Consider the following 21,125-nt stretch of genomic DNA (forward strand, 5'->3'; position numbering starts at 1 on the left):
GCCACCGGCAAGGCTGGACAAGAGCGCCGCCCAAGTCAATGACCGGGCGGCAGTTTCTTGTATGGAAGCGTGCGCCGCTAGAATGTCTCTGCGAGGTGCTGGAGCCTCAGCGAGCCAGCGAGCGTGGCAGAACTGACCACTGCCCCGTGGCGCGGGATGAATGTCAGGTCCACGGGCCGACCGGGCAACAGGGTGATGGCATTGTCCGAGAAATAGCCCGGAGCATCCACGGTGGCAGTGGTGAAGAAGGCCGGTTTGTCAGATTCAAGCGTGAGCACGGCCTTGCCGTCACGATCCGACCATTCCGCGCGGATATCGGCCCCGACCAACTCATAGGTCTTATAGGGCTTCGGAAAATAATCGTTTTCGCCCAGGATGTTGCCCTGTGCGTCTTTCCAGATGAAATACAGGAACTCGTCTTCGGCCAGGTCTCCGAAGGGGATATCGGCCACCGTGATGGCCGCATCCGGACCAACCGCCGAATTGCCGGAAAAGACCACGCGGCTTTCGCCCGTCACCTTGACGGCTGTTACTTCCAGCGCGATCGACACCGGCTTGCCGGTATCGTTGATGGCCCGCAGAGCAATCTGGTCGGGCAATTGTCCCTCGACCGGGGTGCCGCGCGAATTGGTCTGCACTTCGGTGATCTGGGGCACTGCAACTACATTGACCAGATTATAGAAGCGCCTTGCCATGTAGTGCATCAGCTTCCACTGCCCGCCATAGTCCAGGCTCGACCAGCTTGCCACCGGCCAGATGTCGTTGATCTGCCAATAGAGTGTTCCCATGCAGCGCGGCTTGGTGGAGCGCCAGTATTCGATGGCGGTCTTAATGGCGAGACCCTGCTGGATCTGAGAGAGGAACACCATCTGCTCGAAGTCGCGCGGGAAGCGGAAGTAGCGCGTCATGGTTTCCAGAATGCGCGCATTGCCACCGGCATTGCGCTGGTGGTTTTCCATAACGGGCGATGACGGATTGCGATCCTTCTCTTCGGCAAAAGTCTCCACGACGTTCATGGAGGTAAAGGACTGGAAGCCGAACTCGGAGGCAAAGCGCGGATTGACCGTGCGGTAAGCTTCAAAACTCTTGGCCGAGTGCCAGACGTCCCAATAGTGCAGGTCGCCGCGGGTGTCGGAATGCCAGCCATCGGAGAAATCCATATAGCCCAGCGAAGGCGAGGACGGCCAGAAGCGGCGGGCCGGGTCTTCATCCTCGACGATGCGGTGCAGCATCGAGTTGAGCCGGTCGTAATTGGCGATATAGCGTTCCTTGTCCGCCTTGGTCTCGGGGTACCAGTCGAGCGAACCGATCACCTCGTTGTCGCCGCACCAAAGCGCAATCGAGGCATGGTGGCTCAGCCGGTGCACTTGCTGGGTGATTTCGGTCTCGACGCTTTTGAGGAATGTGCGGTCTGATGGATAGCTCATGCAGGCAAACATGAAGTCATGCCAGATGAGAATGCCGAGTTCATCGCACATATCGTAGAACCAGTCGGGCTCATATTGCCCGCCGCCCCAGATGCGCAACATGTTCATGTTGGCGGCCTTGGCGCTTTCGAGCAGATCGCGAATGACGGCTGGGGTGACCCGGCTGGGGATGGCGTCGGCCGGTATCCAGTTCGCACCCATCATCGTGACGTCGCGGCCGTTGATGCGGCACTTGAAGGAATGGTCGATCTCGTCTTTTTCAACGACCCAGTCGAGCTGGCGCAGACCGATCTTGCGGGTGGTCACTTCGCCTTCGAGATTGGTCGCGAGGTCGTAGAGCGGCTGTTCACCCTGCCCCGCCGGCCACCAGATCCTCGGGTTCTGAATGGTCACATTGTGGGTGAAGACATTGTCGCCCTTATGGACCACCACCTTGTCGGTGATGACCTGACCATCAATGGTGTGCTCGAGTTCAACCTCTCCATGAGCAAAGGCGAAAAGCCGAGTCTTTATCGAGAGTTCGACCGAATTCTGGCCATGGGCCTGATCGACCTGGACACTTTCCTGCCGCGCCAGACGCGCCTTCCTGAGGCTCATTGTGCCATAGACACCAATGGGCATGAGGCAGATGCCCCAGTCCCAACCCGCATGGCAGGCCGCCTTGCGGATGAAATTCATATGGATGCCCTTTAGTCCATTGGTCTGGTAGTTCTTGGTGAAGGGGATCGGAAAGGGATGGGCATCGGCGCGCGCCTTGGCCACCTCCGGCGCGATGTCAAAATCGATGCGCAGCGTGTTCTCGCCAGCATGCACCTTGCCGGTCACATCGATATCGTTGCGTACAAAGCTGTTGTCGGTCCGGGCAATCTCCTCGCCATTGAGGAAAATGGTGGCAATGCAGTCGACCTCTGCCAGCGTCAGGGTCAGGTAGCCATCGATATCGGCGTCCGTGGCTGTGAACTGGCGCTCGACGCTCCAGGCCGTCTCATTGACCCACATGACCTCCTTCTCGTTCTCGCCGAAATAGGGATCCGGGATCAGATCTGCGGCCAGAAGGGCGTGATGCACATCGCCAGGCAGGTTCATGGTCGTTTCAAGGCCGCGCGCGTCTGCGGTCAAAGTGAATGCGCCGCCCAGATAAAGGGCGGAATTGTGCGTTGGGACGGCCATGAATCTATCCTCCGGGGTCGGCAAAGCGCCGAATTGCGCTGGCCAATACCAGTCTCTGCAATCGATTTCAATGCAACGTTATATCAAGCCATGCTTGCCGGGCAATGTGCGCAAAGCACCAGTCCCCGCGGGCGAACTGGCCTTCTCACCGCGAGAATTCCGAAAACGTTTTTACAGATAAATTAGGATTTGACCGCATAGGCTTGCGGCAGGAAGGGCGAGCATCATGTCACTGCTCACGCGCATCTCCAGACTGGTTTCGGCGCCGACCGACACGCCTGAACTCGCCCTGGCACAATGGCGCGCCCTGAGCCGACAAATTCCACTGATGTATGTCATGCTGGTGTCCAACACACTGATCGTGGCCTGGACGCATAGTGCTGTCGCCCCCCTGGAACTGACTGTCTATGTTCCTGCAGCTCTGGCAGCCCTGTGTGTTGTCCGGATGCTGATGTGGTGGCGAAACAGGCATAAGGTCCTGGATCCCCAAAAAGCACGTACCAATCTGCGTGCCATGATCTGGGTGGGTGCGGCCCTGGCCATCGGCTTCACCGCCTGGAGCTTCAGCCTATATCCATACGGCGATGCTTATCTGCAATCGCAGATCGCCTTCTACATGGGCATCACCACCATTGGCTGCATGTTCTGCCTGATGCACGTCCGGGCGGCCGCCCTGGCTGTTGGCATCTGCGTATTGGGGCCCTTCGCCGTTTTCTTCATCGCGACTGGCCAACAGACTTTGGGGGCGATCGCCATCAACATGGTGCTGGTGGTGACAGTGCTGCTGATCATCCTGTTGAGCAATTCTCGCGACTTTGCCGACCTGGTCGCCTCGCGCAGCGCCATTGCGCAGCGGCAATTGGAGACCCAGCGCCTTGGCGAAGAGAACCAGCGGCTGGCCAATATTGATACCCTAACGGGCCTGCCCAATCGGCGCAGCTTCGACCGCCAACTCGACCTTGCCCTGCAAAGAGCAGAAGCCGAGGGGCGGCAGATCGGGGTGGGGCGGCTCGACCTGGACGGCTTCAAATCAATCAACCAGATCTTTGGTCAATTGGCGGGTGACCGGGTCCTTGTGGAAGCGGCGCGGCGCATCGAGTCGCTGCGGCGGGCAGACACGTTTGTGGCCCGGCTGGAAAGCAATACATTCGGCTTGATCCTGGCTGGACCGATTGACCAGCAAACCCTTGTCCATGCAGGCGAAGTCCTGTGCGGCGCCATGCGCCTGTCCTTCGAGCAACCCGAGGGCGTGATCCGCCTGACAGCATCCGCAGGATTTGCCGTTTCCCAACCCGATGACACCGGTGACCAGCTTTTTGACCGCGCCGACTATGCCTTGTCCGCCGCCAAGCGGGAGGCACGAGGCAGCGCCGTTGTCTTCTCGGAGGTTCACGCACGAGAGATCAGCAAGGTGCGCCATATGGAGCACTTGCTGTATTCCGCCGATCTCGACGACGAAATCTATGTGGTGCTGCAGCCGCAATATGACGTTGCGCTTGGGGCAACCACCGGCTTCGAAGTGCTGGCGCGCTGGCGCAGCCCGGTGCTCGGGGAGATCTCTCCGGCAGATTTCATCCCCATGGCCGAGCGCACCGGGCGGATCAGCAAGATTACCCAATGCGTGTTGCGCAAGGCCCTGGCGATCGGCCGGACGCTGCCACCCAGTATCAGGCTTTCCGTCAATCTATCGGCCAACGACATCGGCTCGACCACCGCGATCGAGCAAATCGTGGCGTTGTTCGAGCGTGGACGCGGACCGTGCCAGATCGATTTTGAAGTGACCGAGACGGCTGCGATGCGTGATCTCAAACAGGCCAATCAGTCGCTGCTCATCCTGCTCGGCCTTGGCGCGCGCATTGCGCTAGACGATTTTGGCACCGGACATTCCAGCCTGACCCATGTGCAGAAATTACCGTTGCATCGGATCAAGATCGACCGCAGTTTTGTCGCCGAAGTCACCAATGACATTGCCAGCCGGGCCATCGTCAAGACAATGGTCGATCTGTGCCGCAATCTGGGCATTTCCTGCGTGTTCGAAGGAGTCGAAACCGAGGAGCAATTGCAGGCTCTGATCGCCCTGGGCGGTACTGTCATGCAAGGTTATTTCTTCGGCCGGCCAATGGCCGTGGACGAGGTCGAGACCTATCTGAGGCGGGAGCGTACGCCTGTGCAGCGCGAGGGCCGGGCGGCCGGATAAGAGAAGGGCGGAACCTGCGGCCCCGCCCTCCCCGATCTATTGCGCTGCGACTTCGGACTGCTCGACATCGAGGAAGCCGCCGGACTGGCGGGCCCAGAGCTGGCTGTAAATGCCCCCGCTGTCGACCAGTTCGGTGTGCGAGCCCTGTTCGACAATGATGCCCTTATCGAGCACGACAAGCCGGTCCATCATGGCGATGGTGGAGAGCCGGTGCGCAATTGCGATGACTGTCTTGCCCTGCATGAGCATCTGCAGCTGCCCCTGAATGGCGGCCTCGACCTCGGAATCCAGTGCCGATGTGGCTTCGTCCAGCACCAGGATCGGGGCATTCTTGAGCAGCACGCGGGCGATGGCGATGCGCTGGCGCTGACCGCCCGAGAGTTTCACACCGCGTTCCCCGACATGGGCGTCATAACCCTTGCGGCCCTGCGGGTCGCTCAGTGTCTCAATGAATTCTGCGGCTTCGGCCTGTTCAGCAGCAGCCCGCATCATCTCCTCGGTGGCATCGGGGCGGCCGTAGAGGATGTTTTCGCGGACCGAACGATGCAAGAGGGACGTATCCTGCGTCACGACACCGATATTGGCCCGCAGGCTGTCTTGCGTGACCCCGCCAATGTCCTCCCCATCGATCAGAATGCGGCCATCAGCGCGGTCGTAGAAGCGTAGCAGCAGGTTGACGAGGGTGGACTTGCCGGCGCCCGAGCGACCGACCAGACCGATCTTCTCGCCGGGGCGGACGTGCAGGTTCAGCCCTTCGATGACACCTGAGGCCTTGCCATAATGGAAAGCGACATTCTCGAACTTGATATCGCCCTTGACCCGCGGCAGGGCCTTGGCTTCGGGCTTGTCCTGAACGACGCGCGGCAGAGAGATGGAATTGATACCATCCTTGACCGTGCCGATGTTCTCGAACAGCGACGACATTTCCCACATGACCCACTGGCTCATGCCCTGGAAGCGCATAACCAGTCCGAGGGAGACAGCGAGCGACCCCGGAGACATCAATCCGCCCATCCAAAGCCACACACCCACGGCGCCAACGGCAAACAGCAAAAGTGCGTTGGACCAGAGCACCAGCATGTTGAGCACAGTGAACAGCCGCATCTGGCGATAGACTGTGTCAAGGAAGCCATCCATAGCCTCCTTGGCGTAGGTCTCTTCGCGATTGGAATGGCTGAACAGCTTGACCGTGGCGATATTGGTGTAGCTGTCAACGATGCGGCCGGTCATCATCGAGCGCGCATCGGCCTGGGCCTGGGAAATCTTGCCCATGCGCGGGATGAAATAGATCATCATCGACACATAGGCGGCCAGCCAGACCAGGAAGGGGATGGCCAGGCGCCAGTCCGAAGAGGCTGCCAGGATCACCGCGCCGGTGAAATAGACGACGACATAGACCAGCATGTCGAGCAGCTTCATGACCACTTCGCGCACGGCCAGGGAGGTCTGCATCAACTTGGCGCCAATGCGGCCGGCAAACTCATCCTGGAAATAGCTCATCGACTGGCGGATCAGGTAGCGGTGCGCCATCCAGCGGATGCGTTGGGGGAAATTGCCCAGCAGGGTCTGGTGCATGGTGAGCGTGGACACCAGCATGATGGCGGGCAGGATGATGACGATCATCGCGCCCATCAGGCCCAGTTTCCTGCCATCGGTTTCAAGGAAAGTGGCCGGATCGGCATCGGCCAGCCAGTTCACGACGTCCCCGATGAAGCCAAAGACGATGATCTCGCCAATTGCCACCAGAGCGGCGGAGACCGCCATCAGGGCCAGCCAGCGCTTGGCTCCGTCACTATAGTGGAGGCAGAATTCCAGCAGTCCCTTGGGAGGTTCGACCGGATCACCCTTGGGATAGGGGTCCAGTCGTGATTCAAACCAGCGCAACATGTCTTAAGACCATTCGTTCAAAAGCGGTGTGTATTAGGTCGGCCATAGCTGAGCGACCTCAAACGCGGTTGAGGCCAAGGCATAACTGGCCGACGGTTTGTACCCGCACGGAAATTTCGGAACCATCGCTCGTGCGACCGGAAAGGCGCAGAGGAACGACGTGCAGACGGCCGCCTAGCGCCTCCTCCTCAATAGCGTCCCAATTGACGCCACAAGAGTCATGCTATGCAGTCGAGAGCCGCGTAGGATACACGAGAATGCAGAATCGGCTGTCACCGGACGGCCACACCTTATTGCCAGAAAACCATGACAGTTGGACCGCTTCATGCGCACCGAGAGTGAACAGACCATCTACCTCAAGGACTATGCCCCGACCCCATACCGGATCGTGTCAGTAGAGCTTGATTTCAAAATCCTGGAAGAAAGCACCCGCGTACGGGCGCAACTGACCATAGAGCCGCGCGAGGACACCGCGCCGGGTACGCCGCTGGTGCTTGATGGCGATGAGCTCAAGCTCGATTCCATCGCCTTGGATGGCGCGCCGCTTGTGCTGTCTGCCTATGCGAGCGATGCCAATTCACTCACCCTGGTGGAGCCACCGCACAAGCGCTTTGTGCTGGAAACGGAAGTCACGCTGAAGCCGGAGGCCAATACCAAGCTGATGGGCCTTTACCGCTCCAGCGGCACGTGGTGCACGCAGTGCGAGCCGGAGGGCTTCCGCCGCATAACCTATTATCTCGACCGCCCGGACGTACTCGCCCCATTCAAGGTGCGCATGAGTGCACCCAAATCCTTAGCACCGGTCTTGCTGGCCAATGGCAACCTTGTGGACAAGGGCGAGCTGGGCGACGGCATGCACTTTGCTGTCTGGGAGGATCCGTTCCTCAAGCCCGCCTATCTGTTTGCACTGGTTGCTGGCGATCTGGGATCAATCAAGGACAGCTTTACCACGATGAGCGGCCGCAAGGTCGAGCTGGGCATCTACTGCACCCATGGCAAGGAGGCTGAATGCGCCTATGCCATGGACAGCCTGATCCGCTCGATGGCCTGGGACGAGCGCCGGTTCGGTCGTGAATACGATCTGGACGTGTTCAATATCGTGGCCGTGTCGGACTTCAATTTTGGCGCCATGGAGAACAAGGGCCTCAACATCTTCAACGACCGGCTGGTCTTCGCCAAACCCGAGACGGCGACCGATGCCAATTACCACGGCATCGAGCGGGTCATTGCACATGAGTATTTCCACAACTGGACCGGCAACCGCATCACCTGCCGGGACTGGTTTCAGCTCTGCCTCAAGGAAGGTCTGACGGTATTCCGCGACCAGGAATTCACCAGCGACGAGCGCAGCCGCCCGGTGCAGCGCATCCATGACGTGCAGAACCTCAGGACCAGCCAGTTTCCAGAAGATGGCGGCCCACTGGCCCATCCCCCGCGCCCGGACAATTACCGCGAGATCAACAACTTCTACACGACCACGGTCTATGAGAAGGGCGCTGAGATCGTGCGCATGCTGGCCACGATCCTGGGCGAGGACGGCTTCCGCAAGGCCATGGACCTCTATTTCGAGCGCCATGATGGCGAGGCCACCACAATCGAGGCCTTCATAAAGGTCTTCGAGGATGCGAGCGGGCGCGACCTCAGCCAATTCTCCACTTGGTACCTGCAGGCGGGAACGCCAAAGGTCAGTGCTACGGACAGCTACGATGCTGCCAGCCAGACCTACACATTGACCCTTAGCCAGACCACTGACCCGACACCGGGTGAACCCACCAAGAAGCCGTTGCTGATCCCGGTGCGGTTCGGGTTGATCGGCCCCAATGGCAGCCCGATGGGCTGGACTGGCGTGTCCGGCGCCGCAGTAGAAGGCGATCTGGTCCTGCTCGACGGTGACAGCGTCACGTTGACATTCGAAGGTGTCGCCAACAAGCCGGTCCCCTCGCTGTTCCGCGGTTTCTCGGCGCCTGTGAAAGTGAACACCAATCTCAGTCAGGACGACTTGCTGTTCCTTGCCCGCCATGACAGCGACCCTTTCAATCGCTGGGATGCGTTGCAGACAGTGTCCACTGCTCTGATCGCCAATGCTGCGCAGGGCAAGGCATGGTCGGAAAGTGATGTGGAGGCCTTGCGCGCCGCGCTCATCGAGACGCTGGACAATGCCGAGCTCGATGACGCCTTCAAGGCCCAGGCACTCGACATTCCGGCCGAGACGGTGGTGGGCCGACATATCGGAAAGGACGTCAACCCGGATGCGGTTGCCGCTGCCCGAAAGAGTCTGCTCACGGCCCTGGTTTCGCCAGTGGCCGCCAAGCTGGCCAGCGCCTATGGGGCCCTGGCCAGCAGCGATGTCTATAGCCCCGATGCGGCCCAGGCCGGGCGACGTTCGCTGCGCAATGGTCTGCTGGCTCTGCTCACAGCCGGGTCGGACCGCGGCGCGAGCCTTGCGGCCGAGCAGTTCGAAGCGGCGACCAATATGACGGACCGCTATGCCGCCATGGCCATCTCAGTGCGCAACTGGACGAACGAGGCAAGCGCCCTGCTCGGCGAGTTCCGTACCCGCTTCGCCGGTGATCCTCTGGTGTTCGACAAGTGGCTGACCGCTTCGGCCCAGGCGCCGGACGACGAAGTGATCGAGCGGATGCGCGCGACGCTGAACGCACCGGACTTCCCCAAGACCAATCCGAACCGGCTGCGGTCGCTGCTGGGCAGTTTCGTGATGGCGAACCCGGTGCAGTTCACCCGCATTGATGGCACCGGCTTCCGGTTCATCACCGAGGCGGTGGTGGAGATCGACAAGGTCAACCCGCAGGTTGCCTCACGCATTCTCACCGGCTTCCGCGTGCTCCCCACACTGGAGGCGCCGCGCCGCGAGGCAGGCATGGCCGCCCTGCAGGCGCTCAAGGACCAACACACGCTCAGCCGCAATGTGGGCGAAATCCTTGACCGCATTATTGCTGGGTGAGCAAGCTTATCGGGGAACGGCGCGGCCGTTCCCCGGTCCATCATGACACCGGCGTTGATTGACCAATTTTTTGGAAGAATTTTTCTTTCGAGCTAAGTGATTCAGCCGACTCTGCTTTTTCCAATCTGCTCAAATTTGCGTTCCAAGGCACACTGGACAACATAGGGCGACCTGATTCATACCTTGTTAAGGGCGAGTTTGGTTTGGGTCTAAACCCCTTTCAAGGATGGAGAATTTCATGCGGTCGTCGGGAGTATCCGGCGCCGGCGCACTTGGATTCCGCGTCGGCAAATGGAACGGGACAGGACGCCGCAACAAAGCAAATCCTGCGCCCTGGGCGTGGCGCTTTACCCGCACCAGCGCCGCTGTCGCTGCCACCGCATTTTTTGCTGCCAGCCTGTTCGTGGTCTACGACGTCACACGCACCTTTGCCGGCGTCCGGCATGAACTTTCGGCAATTGGAGAAATGCTGGCCGCCGATATTGCCATGCGTTCGGCCAGCGAAGCAAAGGCCGCACTTGATGCGGCCACCTTCAGGACCGGCGGACTGATCAAGGCGAGCCTTTCCGCCAGCGCCACGCCGGGCCAGCTCACCGAAACTGTGGCAGCCGGCCGACATGGATTGCTGGGGCTGGAAGTCGAACAGACCACACTTCTGTCCGATCTCAGCGGGCGCGGCGCGGCGGCCTTCGCGCTGGCGGGCCTGCTCACCCTGCTGTCAGCCCGGCGGCGCAAAGGGGTGCCTGCTCCCGAAGAACGCGAGAGTTATGACCAGCTCGCCGCCGCCATTCCAATGGGCCTGGCCTGCTGGACGGGGACTGGCCAGTTGATCGTGTGCAATGCGCAGTATCGCGATCGGCTGGACATTGACGACACCCGGATGACTTACCACCAGGCGGTCAGCCGGCTGATCGCTGGGGGCTACATGAAACTGGTGCGTGAGGACGACAGCCTACGTCTGCTTGAGCTGCATTGTGAAGATGGCACCTGCCTGCAGATCGACGAGCGCCCTTTGGGCGATGGTGCCTTCATGACGCTGGTCTCGGACATTACCGAAACCAAGCGCACCGACGCCTTGCTGCAAACCATCCGTGAGGAACAGCGTCTGCTGGCCCGCCGCTACCATGAAGAAAAGCTCAAGGCCGAGGCTGCAAGCCGGGCCAAGACCAATTTCCTGGCCCATCTCAGCCACGATATCCGAACCCCGCTCAATCATATCATCGGATTTGCCGAGCTGATGCAGCACCAGACCTATGGTCCGCTAGGAGACGAGCGCTATGTGGACTACGTCGCCACAATCAAGAATTCGGGCGAGCACCTGCTGAGTTCTTTCGGTGCCATTCTCGACCTGGCTGAACTCGAAGGCGGCCGCAAGGCGCTGCGGCAGGAGCCGGTGCTACTGGACGAAGTGCTCCAAAGCGTTGTCGATCGCTTTCAGGGACAGGCGCAGCGGGCTGGCATCACCCTGCTGATTGGCCGGGAAACGGGCGCGGTCCTGCGCGGCGACCGGTTGGGGCTGATGCGAATGATCGGCAATATCATGGATAATGCCCTGCGCTTCACTCAGGCTGGTGGCCAGGTCACACTGGCAAGTTTTGCCGCCGATGACGGGGTCGTGATCGAAATCAGCGATACCGGCATCGGGATGGACGAAGATCGCCTGGCCAGTCTCAGCCAGCCCTTTGCTTTGGGAGACGCAAGCTTTACACGCGAGGGCGTTGGCCCGGGGCTGGGCATCTCTATTGCCCGGGCAATAGCCGAACTAAGCGGCGGCAATCTTGCCATCGACTCCAGTCCGACGATCGGGACGACGGTCGCGATTTCCTTGCCCACGGAGCCGGCCGCAGCCAACTTGGCCGCCTAAAGCCCCCTGGCCTTTCCATACCACTCGGATGCCGCGGCCTCGACCTCGCCGCGCATCTGGGCAATATCGAGCTCAAGCCGCCCGAAGTCGGGATAGTTGGACAAATGGGCCAACAATTCCTTGAACGTGGGTGTCCATGCCTCTTCCTTGAACGGGCTAACCAGCGCCGAACTCATCACCTGCAAGGCCGTAGAATAGGTGCCGTGGATTTCGGCCAGGCGTTGGCCTTGCGGTACCAGTCCGATCTCTCCGAGCCGCGCCAGAACCCGCGCCGTGGTTTCCTGCGGAAGATTGACCTTCGATCCAGCCACCAACTGAGCGGATTGAGCGACAAACTCAAGGTCGACGAGGCCACCGCTGACCAGCTTGAGGTCGAAGGCATGGCGCGGCTTGCGTTCGCGGGCCATCAGCGCGCGCATTGAGACAACGTCATCGATGGTTTTTGCAACATCGCGGGGCCGCGACATGACATCGGCGATCTCGGCGTTGACCTTGTCAGCCAATGCGCCAGTTGACGCGATGACACGGGCGCGGCTCAGCGCGAGATGCTCCCAGGTCCAGGCATTGTCCTTGTGATAGGCCCTGAACCCGGCAAGGCTGGTTGCCAGGGGCCCTGAATTGCCCGAGGGGCGGAGCCGCATATCGGCCTCATACAGCACGCCTTCGGCCGTGGGAGCCGAGACGGCCGCCACCAGGCGTTGGGTGAGGCGGGCAAAGTAATGTGAGGTCGAGAGCTGGCGTTCGCCATCGGACTCCGTCTCTGGCGCATCGTAGAGCAGGAAAAAGTCGAGATCGGAGGTGAATGTCATCTCCCGGCTCGCCATCTTACCGAACGCAAGCAATGCAACTTCGGCCCCGGCTATTCGGCCATGGCGCACGGCGAATTCATCCTGAACCTTGCTGAAAAGGCGATTGAGCAGGGTTTCGGCCAGCGCCGTAAACTGCTCCCCCGCCCCCTGCGCGCTGACTGTGCCGGAGAGCAGGCCCGCCGCGACCATGAATTTCTGCTCCTGCCCGATGATGCGGGCACGATCGATCAGCTCTTCATAGGAGCGCGCGTCAGCGAGGAAGGCGTCGACCTTGGCCACCAGCACATCACGATGGGTGACGTCGTTGGCAAAGGCGGGGTCGATCAAGCCGTCCATGACATGGGCACGATGAATGACCGCCTCGGCCATGCGGGGCGCCGAGGCCATGAATTGCACGAGGAGCGTGCGGAGCTGGGCATGATTGCGCAACAGCGCAAAGAGCTGGACGCCGGCCGGCAGGCGCGACAGGAAATCGTCGAAATGGGCCAGCGCCTCATCGGCATTGCCCGCGCGCCCGAGGGTCAGCAGCAGCGCGGGGAGCAGTTCGGTGAGGTGCGCGCGTGCGGCCGAGGTGCGCGTGGCGGCATAGCTGCCATAATGCCATTTGCGAACGGTCTGGATCACCTTTGATGCATCGGTAAAGCCCATGGCAGTCAGGGTCTCAAGCGTTTCCGGATCATCGTCACTGCCGGTGAAAACCAGATTGCCCTCGCCAGAGCCCAGCGTTTCGCCTTGGGTGAAAAGCTCGGCATAGTAGCGGGCCACGCGTTCGAGGGCGGCGCGATAGGCTTTCTCGAAGGCCGCCAGATCGGCTTGGCCCATCAACCGGCCGATGACGGCAACAGCTTCGGGGTTGTCGGGCATGGTGTGGGTCTGCTCGTCGCGCAGCATTTGCAGGCGGTTCTCGACCGCGCGCAGATACCAATAGGTTTCGGTCAGTTCCTCGGCGGTCTGCGGGCTGATCCAATCGGCCCCTGCCAGAGCCGCCAGTGCCTGGGCCGTGGGGCGCACGCGCAGTGCCTTGTCGCGGCCACCGGCGATCAATTGCTGGGTCTGGGCGAAGAACTCGATCTCGCGAATGCCGCCGCGTCCGAGCTTGACATTGTGCCCCTCGACACGAATGTCGCCGACTTTCTTGGACACGTTGATCTGGCGTTTCATGGCCTGAATATCGGCAATGGTGGCGAAGTCGAGATGCTTGCGCCAGACATAGGGCGCCAATTCCTTGAGAAAGGCCTCACCGACCGCCTTGTCACCAGCGCAGGGACGCGCCTTGATCCAGGCCGCGCGCTCCCAATTCTGGCCGCGCACTTCGTAATAGGCCAGGGCCGCGTCGAACGAGATGGCCACCGGGGTCGATCCGGGATCCGGACGAAGGCGCAGATCGGTGCGGAACACGTAGCCGCCAGTCTGCCGGTCCTCCATCAGACCCACCAGCTTCTGCACCATGCGCGAGTAAATCTTGGTGGCTTCGAGCGGATCGGCGAGCACCGGCTTCTGCGGGTCGAAGAAGGCGACGATGTCGATATCGGAGGAGTAGTTGAGTTCCCGCCCCCCATGCTTGCCCAGGGCAAAGATGGCGAGGCCGGAATTGGCGGCGCGCGCCTCCTGGGCGGAAATGGCCAGGTGCCCCTTTTCGAAGGCCTGGCGCATCAGCAGGTCCAGCGCGGCCTCAAGAGCGGCATCGGCCAGATCGGACAGGGCTTCGGTGGCGCGAGCGGTGGTCCAGGCACCGCCGGTTTCGGCGACAGCCGCCAGGAGGGCTGTGCGGCCCTTGGCGCAGCGCAGTACATGGGCAACCGCAGCTTCGTCATCCTCGCGTCCTGCGCGCCCCATTTCGTTCAAGAGCGCGTCAAAGGCGCGGTCCGGCCCCGTGTCCAGGGCCTGGGCGAGCCATTCGCCATGTGCCCGCGCCAGATCGAGAAGATAGGGTGCTGCCTCCAGCAGCGGACCGAGCGCGGACGCTTCGGCGCCAAGGGCGCTGGCAACGGCGTCGGGCAACTCGGTCAGCAGGGCCTGAAACAGGGGGGTATCGGTGGCCGGCAGGGGGGCGAGAATTGTGCTCATTTTTGAGGCATACCCTGCCCCTGCAGTCCCGGCAAGGCGGCGCGCTAGCGCGCGGGAAACTCCAGCACAGCGCGCACGCCGGGCGCGCTGTCCTCGATACGGAACGTGCCGCCGTGGAGCCTGGCCACAGCATTGACGAGCGACAGGCCGAGGCCAGAGCCCGGTTCGGACCGGCTCTTTTCGAGCCGGACAAAGCGTTCCAGGACGCGTTTGCGATCCGCATCCGGAATACCGGGGCCATTGTCGGCCACAGAGATACAGACCCGGTCGCTCTCATTGCTCAGCGAGACATCAATTCTGCCCGACTTCCCGTCTTCAGGACGGGCATATTTCATAGCGTTTTCGAGCAGGTTGACCATAGCCTGGCCGATCAGTTCCCGATTGGCCTTGAGCGTAACGCCCTCGGCAATCCGGGTCTCGACCGCAATACCTTCGTCCTCGGCGACGGGACCGTAAAGTTCGGCAACGTCCGCCACGATCTCGCTGATATTGATTTCGGAAAGCGCTCCGGAGGGCGCGCCCGCCTCGACACGCGCGATCATCAGCAAGGCGTTGAAGGTCTGGATCAGGCGGTCACTTTCGGCGATGACATTTTCAAGCGCCTGTTCCCGGGTTTCGACGCTAGCGGTGTCGCGCAGGGCCGCTTCGGCCTGATTGCGCAGACGGGTCAGTGGGGTCTTGAGGTCATGGGCGACATTGTCGGTGACCTCCTTGAGGCCCTGCAAAAGCTGCTCAATACGGTCAAGCATGGCGTTGAGATTGGTCGCCAGGGCGTCAAATTCATCATTCCGCCTGGTGACCGGCACGCGTTCGGAAAGATTGCCCGACATGATCTTTGTCGAGGTCTGCTGGATGGTATCGATGCGCCGCAGCACCCGGCGCGCAGTAATGCCGCCGGCGATCAGCGAGAACAGCACAATGCCAACAACGCCAACCATGAAGCTTTGAAGAATGATAGCCGAGTAGCCTCGCCGCTCCACGACATCCCGCCCCACCACCAGGCGCATGCCGTTGCCCAGCTCTATGGATCGAACCACCGCAATGCCCTCGCGCTGGCGGGGCGGGCGGCCTTCTTCGACCACATCGTCACCGAGCGGATTGGGCCGTTCATAATCGAAACTATAGACACCAGGATTGATCACCACCTCGGCCGGCACGTCGGTCACATTGCCGAGCAAATAAAGGCCAGCAGCATCGCCAAGGAAGTAGATGCCGGGGCCCGGCTGTGAGGAGAGCCGGTTGACAGCGAAAGCCAGCGCCCGAATACCCTGGTTGGTTTCGATGCGCTGGAACTGACGGATTTCGCGATCAATGTCGTCGGTCTGCTGGCGCTGGATCTGCACGCTCGATTGCCAACCGATAAATGCCATCAGAAGGATGGCAAAAACGATGAAGATGGCAATGAAGGTGGCCGTCAGCCGGACAGTTGATGTGCGCCAAACCTGGGCGAAGCGGTTCACGGGCTACTCCCGGATCATATAGCCGGCGCCGCGTACAGTGTGCAGAAGCGGATTGGCGTGACCCTTGTCAATCTTGGAGCGCAGACGGGACATATGCACGTCGATGACGTTGGTCTGGGGGTCGAAGTGGTAGTCCCAGACGTTCTCAAGCAGCATGGTGCGCGTCACCACCTTGCCGGCATTCTTCATGAGATATTCGAGCAGGCGGAATTCGCGCGGCTGGAGCAGTATGTTCTCCCCATCGCGCTCGACCTTGCGGCTGAGGCGATCGAGCGACAAGCCACCAACAGTATAGCTGGTCGCTGCTTCGGCCGGGCTTGACCGGCGCGCCAGCACCTCAACGCGGGCCAGGAGTTCGGTGAAGGCATAGGGCTTGGTCAGATAGTCGTCGCCGCCGGCACGAAGGCCGGTGACGCGGTCATCGACTTCGCCGAGGGCAGACAGGATCAGCACGGGGGTCTTGTCATCTTCGGCCCGCAGGCTTTCCACGATGCTGAGGCCATCGCGGCGGGGCAGCATGCGGTCCACGATCAGCACGTCGTAATCCATGGCCGAAGCCATGGCATAACCGGTTTCACCGTCCGCGGCGTGATGGGTCACATGGCCGGCTTCATCGAGGGCCTGGACGAGATAGCTCGCCGCTTCGCGGTCGTCTTCGATGAGCAGGATCTTCACGGCTGACGCTCCGATAATTCTGGGAGATGGCCCCCGGGCAAAACCCGGAGGCCAAAGACTTGTTACTCAGTATCGCCGATCGGCAGCCCGACGAAGCGGGCCTCGCCATCGCGGGCGATCTTGATCAGGACCGTGTTGAGACCCCGATCACGTACAGCCTGGACAGCCGCATCGAAATCGCCGGGCTCGGCCACGGGCCTGTTGTCCACTTCGAGGATCACGTCGCCAGTGGCAAAGCCGCGCTGAGCCGCAGGGCTGTCGCCGTCGACGTCCTGGATCAACAGGCCGCCCGAACCGTCACCATTGGGCACCAGGGTCATGCCCAGAGCCGTAGCGGCTTCCGGAAGGGCCTGGGGTGGTGTCGGCTGCTCGGGCGTTTCGGCTGCCGTCTCATCAAGCTGCTGGAGCTGAACCGAGATGGTGGTCTCCGCGCCGTCGCGCCAGATCGTCAGTTCAACAGTGCTGTCAGGGGCCTTGCTGGCAATCGTGCGGCTGAGATCAAGCGCGTCATCGATCTGCTCACCATCGACTTCGATAATGATGTCGCCCGATTCAACGCCTGCGGCACCAGCCGGACCATCCTCGGTGGGTTCGCGAACGATGGCGCCACGCGCGTCGGGCAGGCCAACACTATCGGCGATATCGCGGCTGACGTCCTGGATCGAAACGCCGAGATAGCCACGGGTCACCGTGCCGTCCTCGATAAGCTGATCAACAATCAGTTTCACAGTACGGGCCGGAATAGCGAACGCAATACCGACATTGCCGCCAGTGGGGGAATAGATGGCGGTGTTCACACCAACCACTTCACCATTGACGTTGAAGGCCGGCCCGCCCGAGTTGCCAGTGTTCACAGCAGCGTCGATCTGCAGGAAGTCACCATAGTTGGAACCGCCAATGTCGCGGCCAGCACCGGAAATGACACCCACTGTCACTGTGCCACCCAGGCCGAAGGGATTGCCCACCGCCACGACCCAGTCACCGACGCGGCTGGGTTCCAGATCGTTCTCGAAGGTGACGAAGGGCAGGTCCTCGCCTTCGATCTTGAGTACGGCAAGGTCGGTGCGTTCGTCAGTGCCGACGATTTCGGCAACCTGTTCGGAACCGTCTTCGAAGACCACCGTGACCTTGGTTGCGTCCTCAACCACGTGGTTGTTGGTCACCACATATCCGTCATCGGAGATAATGAAGCCGGAACCGGCCGCCATGAAGCGGCGCGGTGCACTCTGTCCGCCGGGCGCACCTGGACCGTTGGGGCCACCGAACTGGTCGAAGAAGTCGCGGAATGGATGATCTTCGGGCAGGTCGGGGAAATTGAACTCGAAGTTGAAGTCACGGCCACCGCGCTGGACGGTGCGACCGGGGGCCTCGGCCTCGACCAGGATGGAGACCACGGCGGGCTTAACCGCCTCGACAAGATCGGCGAAGCCCTGCTGAACCTGTGCCTGGGGCACAACGATCTGCGCGGCGTTCTGCATCTGCGCATTGGCAGCCTGGCCTGTGAGGACAAAAGCGGTGGAAACGCCGCCGACGCCGACCAGAAGGGCCAGTGCCGATGCGCCCAGCCAGTGGCGGGTGCGCGAAAGAATAGTCGAACGCATGGGAACGTATCTCCTTCGTTAAGCTCTCAACAGCTTGTGGCGATACGTATGCAACGGCGCGCCTTTCTATGAAGTTGCGCCAAGATTAAGCTTTGGCAATGTTGCGGGCGGGATTGTGTCAGGTCCCGGTCTTGTCACTGCCATGTTTCAGGGCATCGAGTGCGGCGGTCTCCTCTGCGGTCAGACCGTCTGCAGGTACCGCGGCCTGCCGCCTGCGCGCGATGAACAGGGCGATCAGGCCAGCGAGCAGCAGCAGCGGCGCGGCCACCCAAAGGAGCAGCGTATGGGCCCCAAGGCGTGGATTGAGCAGGACATATTCGCCATAGCGGTCAACGACATACTGCTCGACTTCCGCATTGGTGTCGCCGGCCACCAGGCGTTCGCGCACCAGCACGCGCAGGTCGCGGGCCAGGTCGGCGTCACTGTCGTCGATGGATTGGTTCTGGCAGACCAGGCAGCGCAGCCCGGCCGAAATATCGCGCGCCCGCTGCTCCAGGGCCGGGTCAGGCAGAATTTCGTCGGGCCCAAGCGCCTGAGCTGCCGGCGCCAGCAACAGCATCAGACACATCAGCGTGACACGCAGCATTACCGGGACGCCTCCAGCTTCGCCTTGCGCGCCGCCTGCGGCACACCGAAGCGGACACGGCGGTCGCTCAGCGACAGGATGCCGGCGCCGGACATGACCAGCGCCCCAATCCAGATCAGCAGAATATAGGGCTTGTGCCAGACCCGGATGACATGGGTGTCGTCCAAAGGCTCACCAAGCTGCAGGTAAAGCTGGGACAGGCCATAGGTCTGGATCGCCGCTTCCGTGGTTGGCGTTCCGCTTGCCACATAGGTCCGGCGTTCAGGCATCAGCACGTCGCTGCCCCCATTCGGGTCGGTCACGGTGAACACGCCGGTGTCTGCGAGGTAGTTAGCGCCTTCGAGCTGTTCGAAGCTGTCAAAGGTAATCTCATAGCCTGCCAGTTCGGCGGTTTCGCCGGGGTTGAGCGTGGTTACCAGCTCGGTCTCCCAGGCAGAGACCGAAACAATGCCCAGCACTGTCAGCCCCAGCCCCATATGACCAATGGCCGTCGACCAGATACTGCGCGGCAATCCGGCCAGCCGCCGCAGGCTCTCGGCCAGGGGAATGCGCCCGAGCCGGCTGCGCTCGATCAATTCGGCAAGTGCGCCGAAGGTCACCCAGAACCCAAGCAGCAGCCCGATCGGCACCAGTGAAATCGAATTGCCAGCCAGGGCCGAAATGAGAATGGCGAGGAAAACCGCCAGGGCGGCAAAACCCATCAGGCGCTGCCCGGCGGCAACCAGATCAGCCCGTTTCCATGCCAGGAGCGGGCCAAAGGGCAGGACCAGCAGGAGCGGCGCCATCAGGGCACCAAAGGTGAAATTGAAGAAGGGTGCACCCACCGAGATGGTGGTTCCGGTCAGCGCGTCGAGCAGCAACGGGTAAAGCGTGCCGACCAGCACGGCTCCCACGGCGGTGGCCAGGAACAGATTGTTGAGAATGAGTGCGCCTTCACGGCTGATCGGGGCGAACAAACCGCCCTGGCGCAGTGCCGGAGACCGGATCGCGAAAAGCAGGAAAGCCCCGCCGATGAGCACTGCCAGCATGGCCAGAATCACAAGACCGCGCGTGGGATCGCTGGCGAAGGTATGGACCGAGGTCAGAATGCCCGAGCGCACCAGGAAGGTGCCGAGGAGCGACAAGGAGAAGGTTATGATGGCCAGGAAGACCGTCCAGATCTTGAGCGCATTGCGCTTTTCCATGACCAGCGCCGAGTGCAACAATGCCGTGCCGGCCAGCCAGGGCATGAAGCTGGCGTTCTCCACCGGGTCCCAGAACCACCAGCCGCCCCAGCCAAGCTCGTAATAGGCCCAGTATGAACCCATGGCGATGCCCAGTGTCAGGAAGACCCAGCTCAGCATGGTCCAGGGCCGCACCCAGCGCGCCCAAGCCTGATCGATGCGGCCCGAGATCAGCGCGGCAATGGCAAAGGAAAAGCAGATCGAAAAACCGACATAGCCCGCATAGAGCAGCGGCGGGTGAATGGCCAGGCCCACATCCTGCAGCACGGGATTGAGGTCGCCCCCCTCCAATGGCGCAGGCGACAGCCGGGCGAAGGGATTGGAGGTAAACAGCGTAAAGCCGGCAAAGGCGGCTGTGAGCAGACTCTGCGTACCAAGCACCAGGTTGGTCAGGTCGGACGGCAGGCCGCGGCTGAATGCGGCCGCCAAAGCGCCAAACAGCACCAGGATCAACACCCAAAGCAGCATGGACCCTTCATGATTGCCCCAGACGCCTGAAATCTTGAAGATCAGGGGTTTGAGCGAATGCGAATGATTGGCCGCCAGTGCGAGGCTGAAATCGGACACCACGAAGGCATGCACCACGGCCAGAAAAGCCACTGACACCAGAACGAATTGCAGGATGGCGGCCTGACCGAGCACCGCGGCCAGCCGCTCACCGCGCCGCCAAAGCAGCAGCCCGCCCATTGCCGAAACGACGGCAATCGCAAAGGCAAGAACCAGGGCAAAATGTCCAAGCTCGATACTCATTGCATGGTCTCCCCCGGCCGCCACTCGCCCTGCGCCTTGAGCGCCTCGACGACTTCCTTGGGGATGTAGTTCTCATCATGCTTGGCCAGCACATTGCTGGCCTGGAAGCGACCATCCGGTCCAAGACTGCCCTCGGCTACAACCCCCTGCCCTTCGCGGAACAGATCGGGCAGGATGCCGACATAGCGGGCCACGATGTCATGTCCGCCATCGGTGATGGTGAACACGTTGTCCTGTCCGTCGCGGGTCCAGCTACCGTCCTTGACCAGTCCACCGAGGCGGATCGCCTGCCCTGGTGCAACTTCGCGCGCGATCACGTCGCTGGGCGCATAGAAGAACACGATCTGGTCACGCAAGGCCGTCAGCACCAGTGCCGTGGCGATCGCGACCACAACGGCCAGACCTGCAATAACGGCCAGGCGCTTCTGCTTGCGGGTCATGCCGCGG

12 protein-coding genes are annotated in these 21,125 nt (G+C 61.5%); 3 read left to right on the plus strand and 9 right to left on the minus strand.

The genetic code is table 11. From position 1 onward, the window contains the following. Positions 1-77 precede the first annotated feature (77 nt). A complete protein-coding gene (locus DDE76_RS03820) occupies positions 78-2,597 on the minus strand; it encodes a beta-mannosidase (RefSeq protein WP_104891516.1) in 2,520 nt (839 codons plus the stop codon). A gap of 226 nt (positions 2,598-2,823) precedes the next feature. On the opposite strand from DDE76_RS03820, the gene DDE76_RS03825 reads away from it, so the two are divergent. Beyond that, positions 2,824-4,794: a putative bifunctional diguanylate cyclase/phosphodiesterase gene (locus DDE76_RS03825; RefSeq protein ID WP_104891517.1), complete on the plus strand. Its 1,971-nt coding sequence runs from the start codon at positions 2,824-2,826 to the stop codon at positions 4,792-4,794. Between the two features lie 36 nt (positions 4,795-4,830). On the opposite strand, the gene DDE76_RS03830 is transcribed toward DDE76_RS03825, so the two are convergent. Next, positions 4,831-6,681, minus strand: a complete 1,851-nt coding sequence (locus DDE76_RS03830) for an ABC transporter ATP-binding protein (protein ID WP_104891518.1) — start codon at positions 6,679-6,681, stop codon at positions 4,831-4,833. Between the two features lie 325 nt (positions 6,682-7,006). Here DDE76_RS03830 and pepN point away from each other — a divergent pair, with 325 nt between their 5' ends. Continuing rightward, positions 7,007-9,643: an aminopeptidase N gene (pepN, locus tag DDE76_RS03835; RefSeq protein ID WP_104894704.1), complete on the plus strand. Its 2,637-nt coding sequence runs from the start codon at positions 7,007-7,009 to the stop codon at positions 9,641-9,643. A 238-nt stretch (positions 9,644-9,881) separates the two neighbouring features. Then, positions 9,882-11,507: a sensor histidine kinase gene (locus tag DDE76_RS03840; protein WP_158672364.1), complete on the plus strand. Its 1,626-nt coding sequence runs from the start codon at positions 9,882-9,884 to the stop codon at positions 11,505-11,507. Here DDE76_RS03840 and DDE76_RS03845 read toward each other — a convergent pair. The 7 genes from DDE76_RS03845 to ccmE form a co-directional block, all read right to left on the minus strand. Continuing rightward, complete coding sequence (locus tag DDE76_RS03845) at positions 11,504-14,383, minus strand: bifunctional [glutamine synthetase] adenylyltransferase/[glutamine synthetase]-adenylyl-L-tyrosine phosphorylase (RefSeq protein WP_104891520.1); 2,880 nt, start codon at positions 14,381-14,383, stop codon at positions 11,504-11,506. The genes DDE76_RS03840 and DDE76_RS03845 overlap by 4 nt on opposite strands. Before the next feature lie 44 nt (positions 14,384-14,427). After that, positions 14,428-15,843: a HAMP domain-containing sensor histidine kinase gene (locus DDE76_RS03850; protein WP_104891521.1), complete on the minus strand. Its 1,416-nt coding sequence runs from the start codon at positions 15,841-15,843 to the stop codon at positions 14,428-14,430. A gap of 3 nt (positions 15,844-15,846) precedes the next feature. Beyond that, complete coding sequence (locus DDE76_RS03855; RefSeq protein ID WP_104891522.1) at positions 15,847-16,518, minus strand: response regulator transcription factor; 672 nt, start codon at positions 16,516-16,518, stop codon at positions 15,847-15,849. Between the two features lie 62 nt (positions 16,519-16,580). Continuing rightward, positions 16,581-18,119, minus strand: coding sequence for a Do family serine endopeptidase (locus DDE76_RS03860; RefSeq protein ID WP_104891523.1), 1,539 nt, complete (start codon positions 18,117-18,119; stop codon positions 16,581-16,583). Positions 18,120-18,237: 118 nt separating this feature from the next. Further along, positions 18,238-18,705 carry a cytochrome c-type biogenesis protein gene (locus DDE76_RS03865; protein ID WP_104891524.1) on the minus strand — a complete coding sequence of 156 codons (468 nt, stop codon included), beginning with the start codon at positions 18,703-18,705 and terminating at the stop codon, positions 18,238-18,240. Then, positions 18,705-20,678: a heme lyase CcmF/NrfE family subunit gene (locus DDE76_RS03870; RefSeq protein ID WP_104891525.1), complete on the minus strand. Its 1,974-nt coding sequence runs from the start codon at positions 20,676-20,678 to the stop codon at positions 18,705-18,707. Before DDE76_RS03870 ends, DDE76_RS03865 begins: the two co-directional genes overlap by 1 nt. Then, on the minus strand, positions 20,675-21,118 hold the full coding sequence (ccmE, locus tag DDE76_RS03875; protein ID WP_104894705.1) for a cytochrome c maturation protein CcmE: 444 nt from the start codon (positions 21,116-21,118) through the stop codon (positions 20,675-20,677). The genes DDE76_RS03870 and ccmE overlap by 4 nt, the downstream gene beginning before the upstream one ends. Positions 21,119-21,125: the final 7 nt, after the last annotated feature.

The organism is Devosia indica, from assembly GCF_003056405.1.
Lineage (GTDB): Bacteria > Pseudomonadota > Alphaproteobacteria > Rhizobiales > Devosiaceae > Devosia > Devosia indica.

Bases quoted from the DNA above. Each gene is read 5' to 3' on its own strand.
- pepN (WP_104894704.1), top strand. From the start codon at position 7,007: ATGCGCACCGAGAGTGAACAGACCATCTACCTCAAGGACTATGCCCCG.
- DDE76_RS03830 (WP_104891518.1), bottom strand. From the start codon at position 6,681: ATGTTGCGCTGGTTTGAATCACGACTGGACCCCTATCCCAAGGGTGAT.
- DDE76_RS03820 (WP_104891516.1), bottom strand. From the start codon at position 2,597: ATGGCCGTCCCAACGCACAATTCCGCCCTTTATCTGGGCGGCGCATTC.
- ccmE (WP_104894705.1), bottom strand. From the start codon at position 21,118: ATGACCCGCAAGCAGAAGCGCCTGGCCGTTATTGCAGGTCTGGCCGTT.
- DDE76_RS03860 (WP_104891523.1), bottom strand. From the start codon at position 18,119: ATGCGTTCGACTATTCTTTCGCGCACCCGCCACTGGCTGGGCGCATCG.
- DDE76_RS03845 (WP_104891520.1), bottom strand. From the start codon at position 14,383: ATGAGCACAATTCTCGCCCCCCTGCCGGCCACCGATACCCCCCTGTTT.
- DDE76_RS03865 (WP_104891524.1), bottom strand. From the start codon at position 18,705: ATGCTGCGTGTCACGCTGATGTGTCTGATGCTGTTGCTGGCGCCGGCA.
- DDE76_RS03825 (WP_104891517.1), top strand. From the start codon at position 2,824: ATGTCACTGCTCACGCGCATCTCCAGACTGGTTTCGGCGCCGACCGAC.
- DDE76_RS03840 (WP_158672364.1), top strand. From the start codon at position 9,882: ATGCGGTCGTCGGGAGTATCCGGCGCCGGCGCACTTGGATTCCGCGTC.
- DDE76_RS03870 (WP_104891525.1), bottom strand. From the start codon at position 20,678: ATGAGTATCGAGCTTGGACATTTTGCCCTGGTTCTTGCCTTTGCGATT.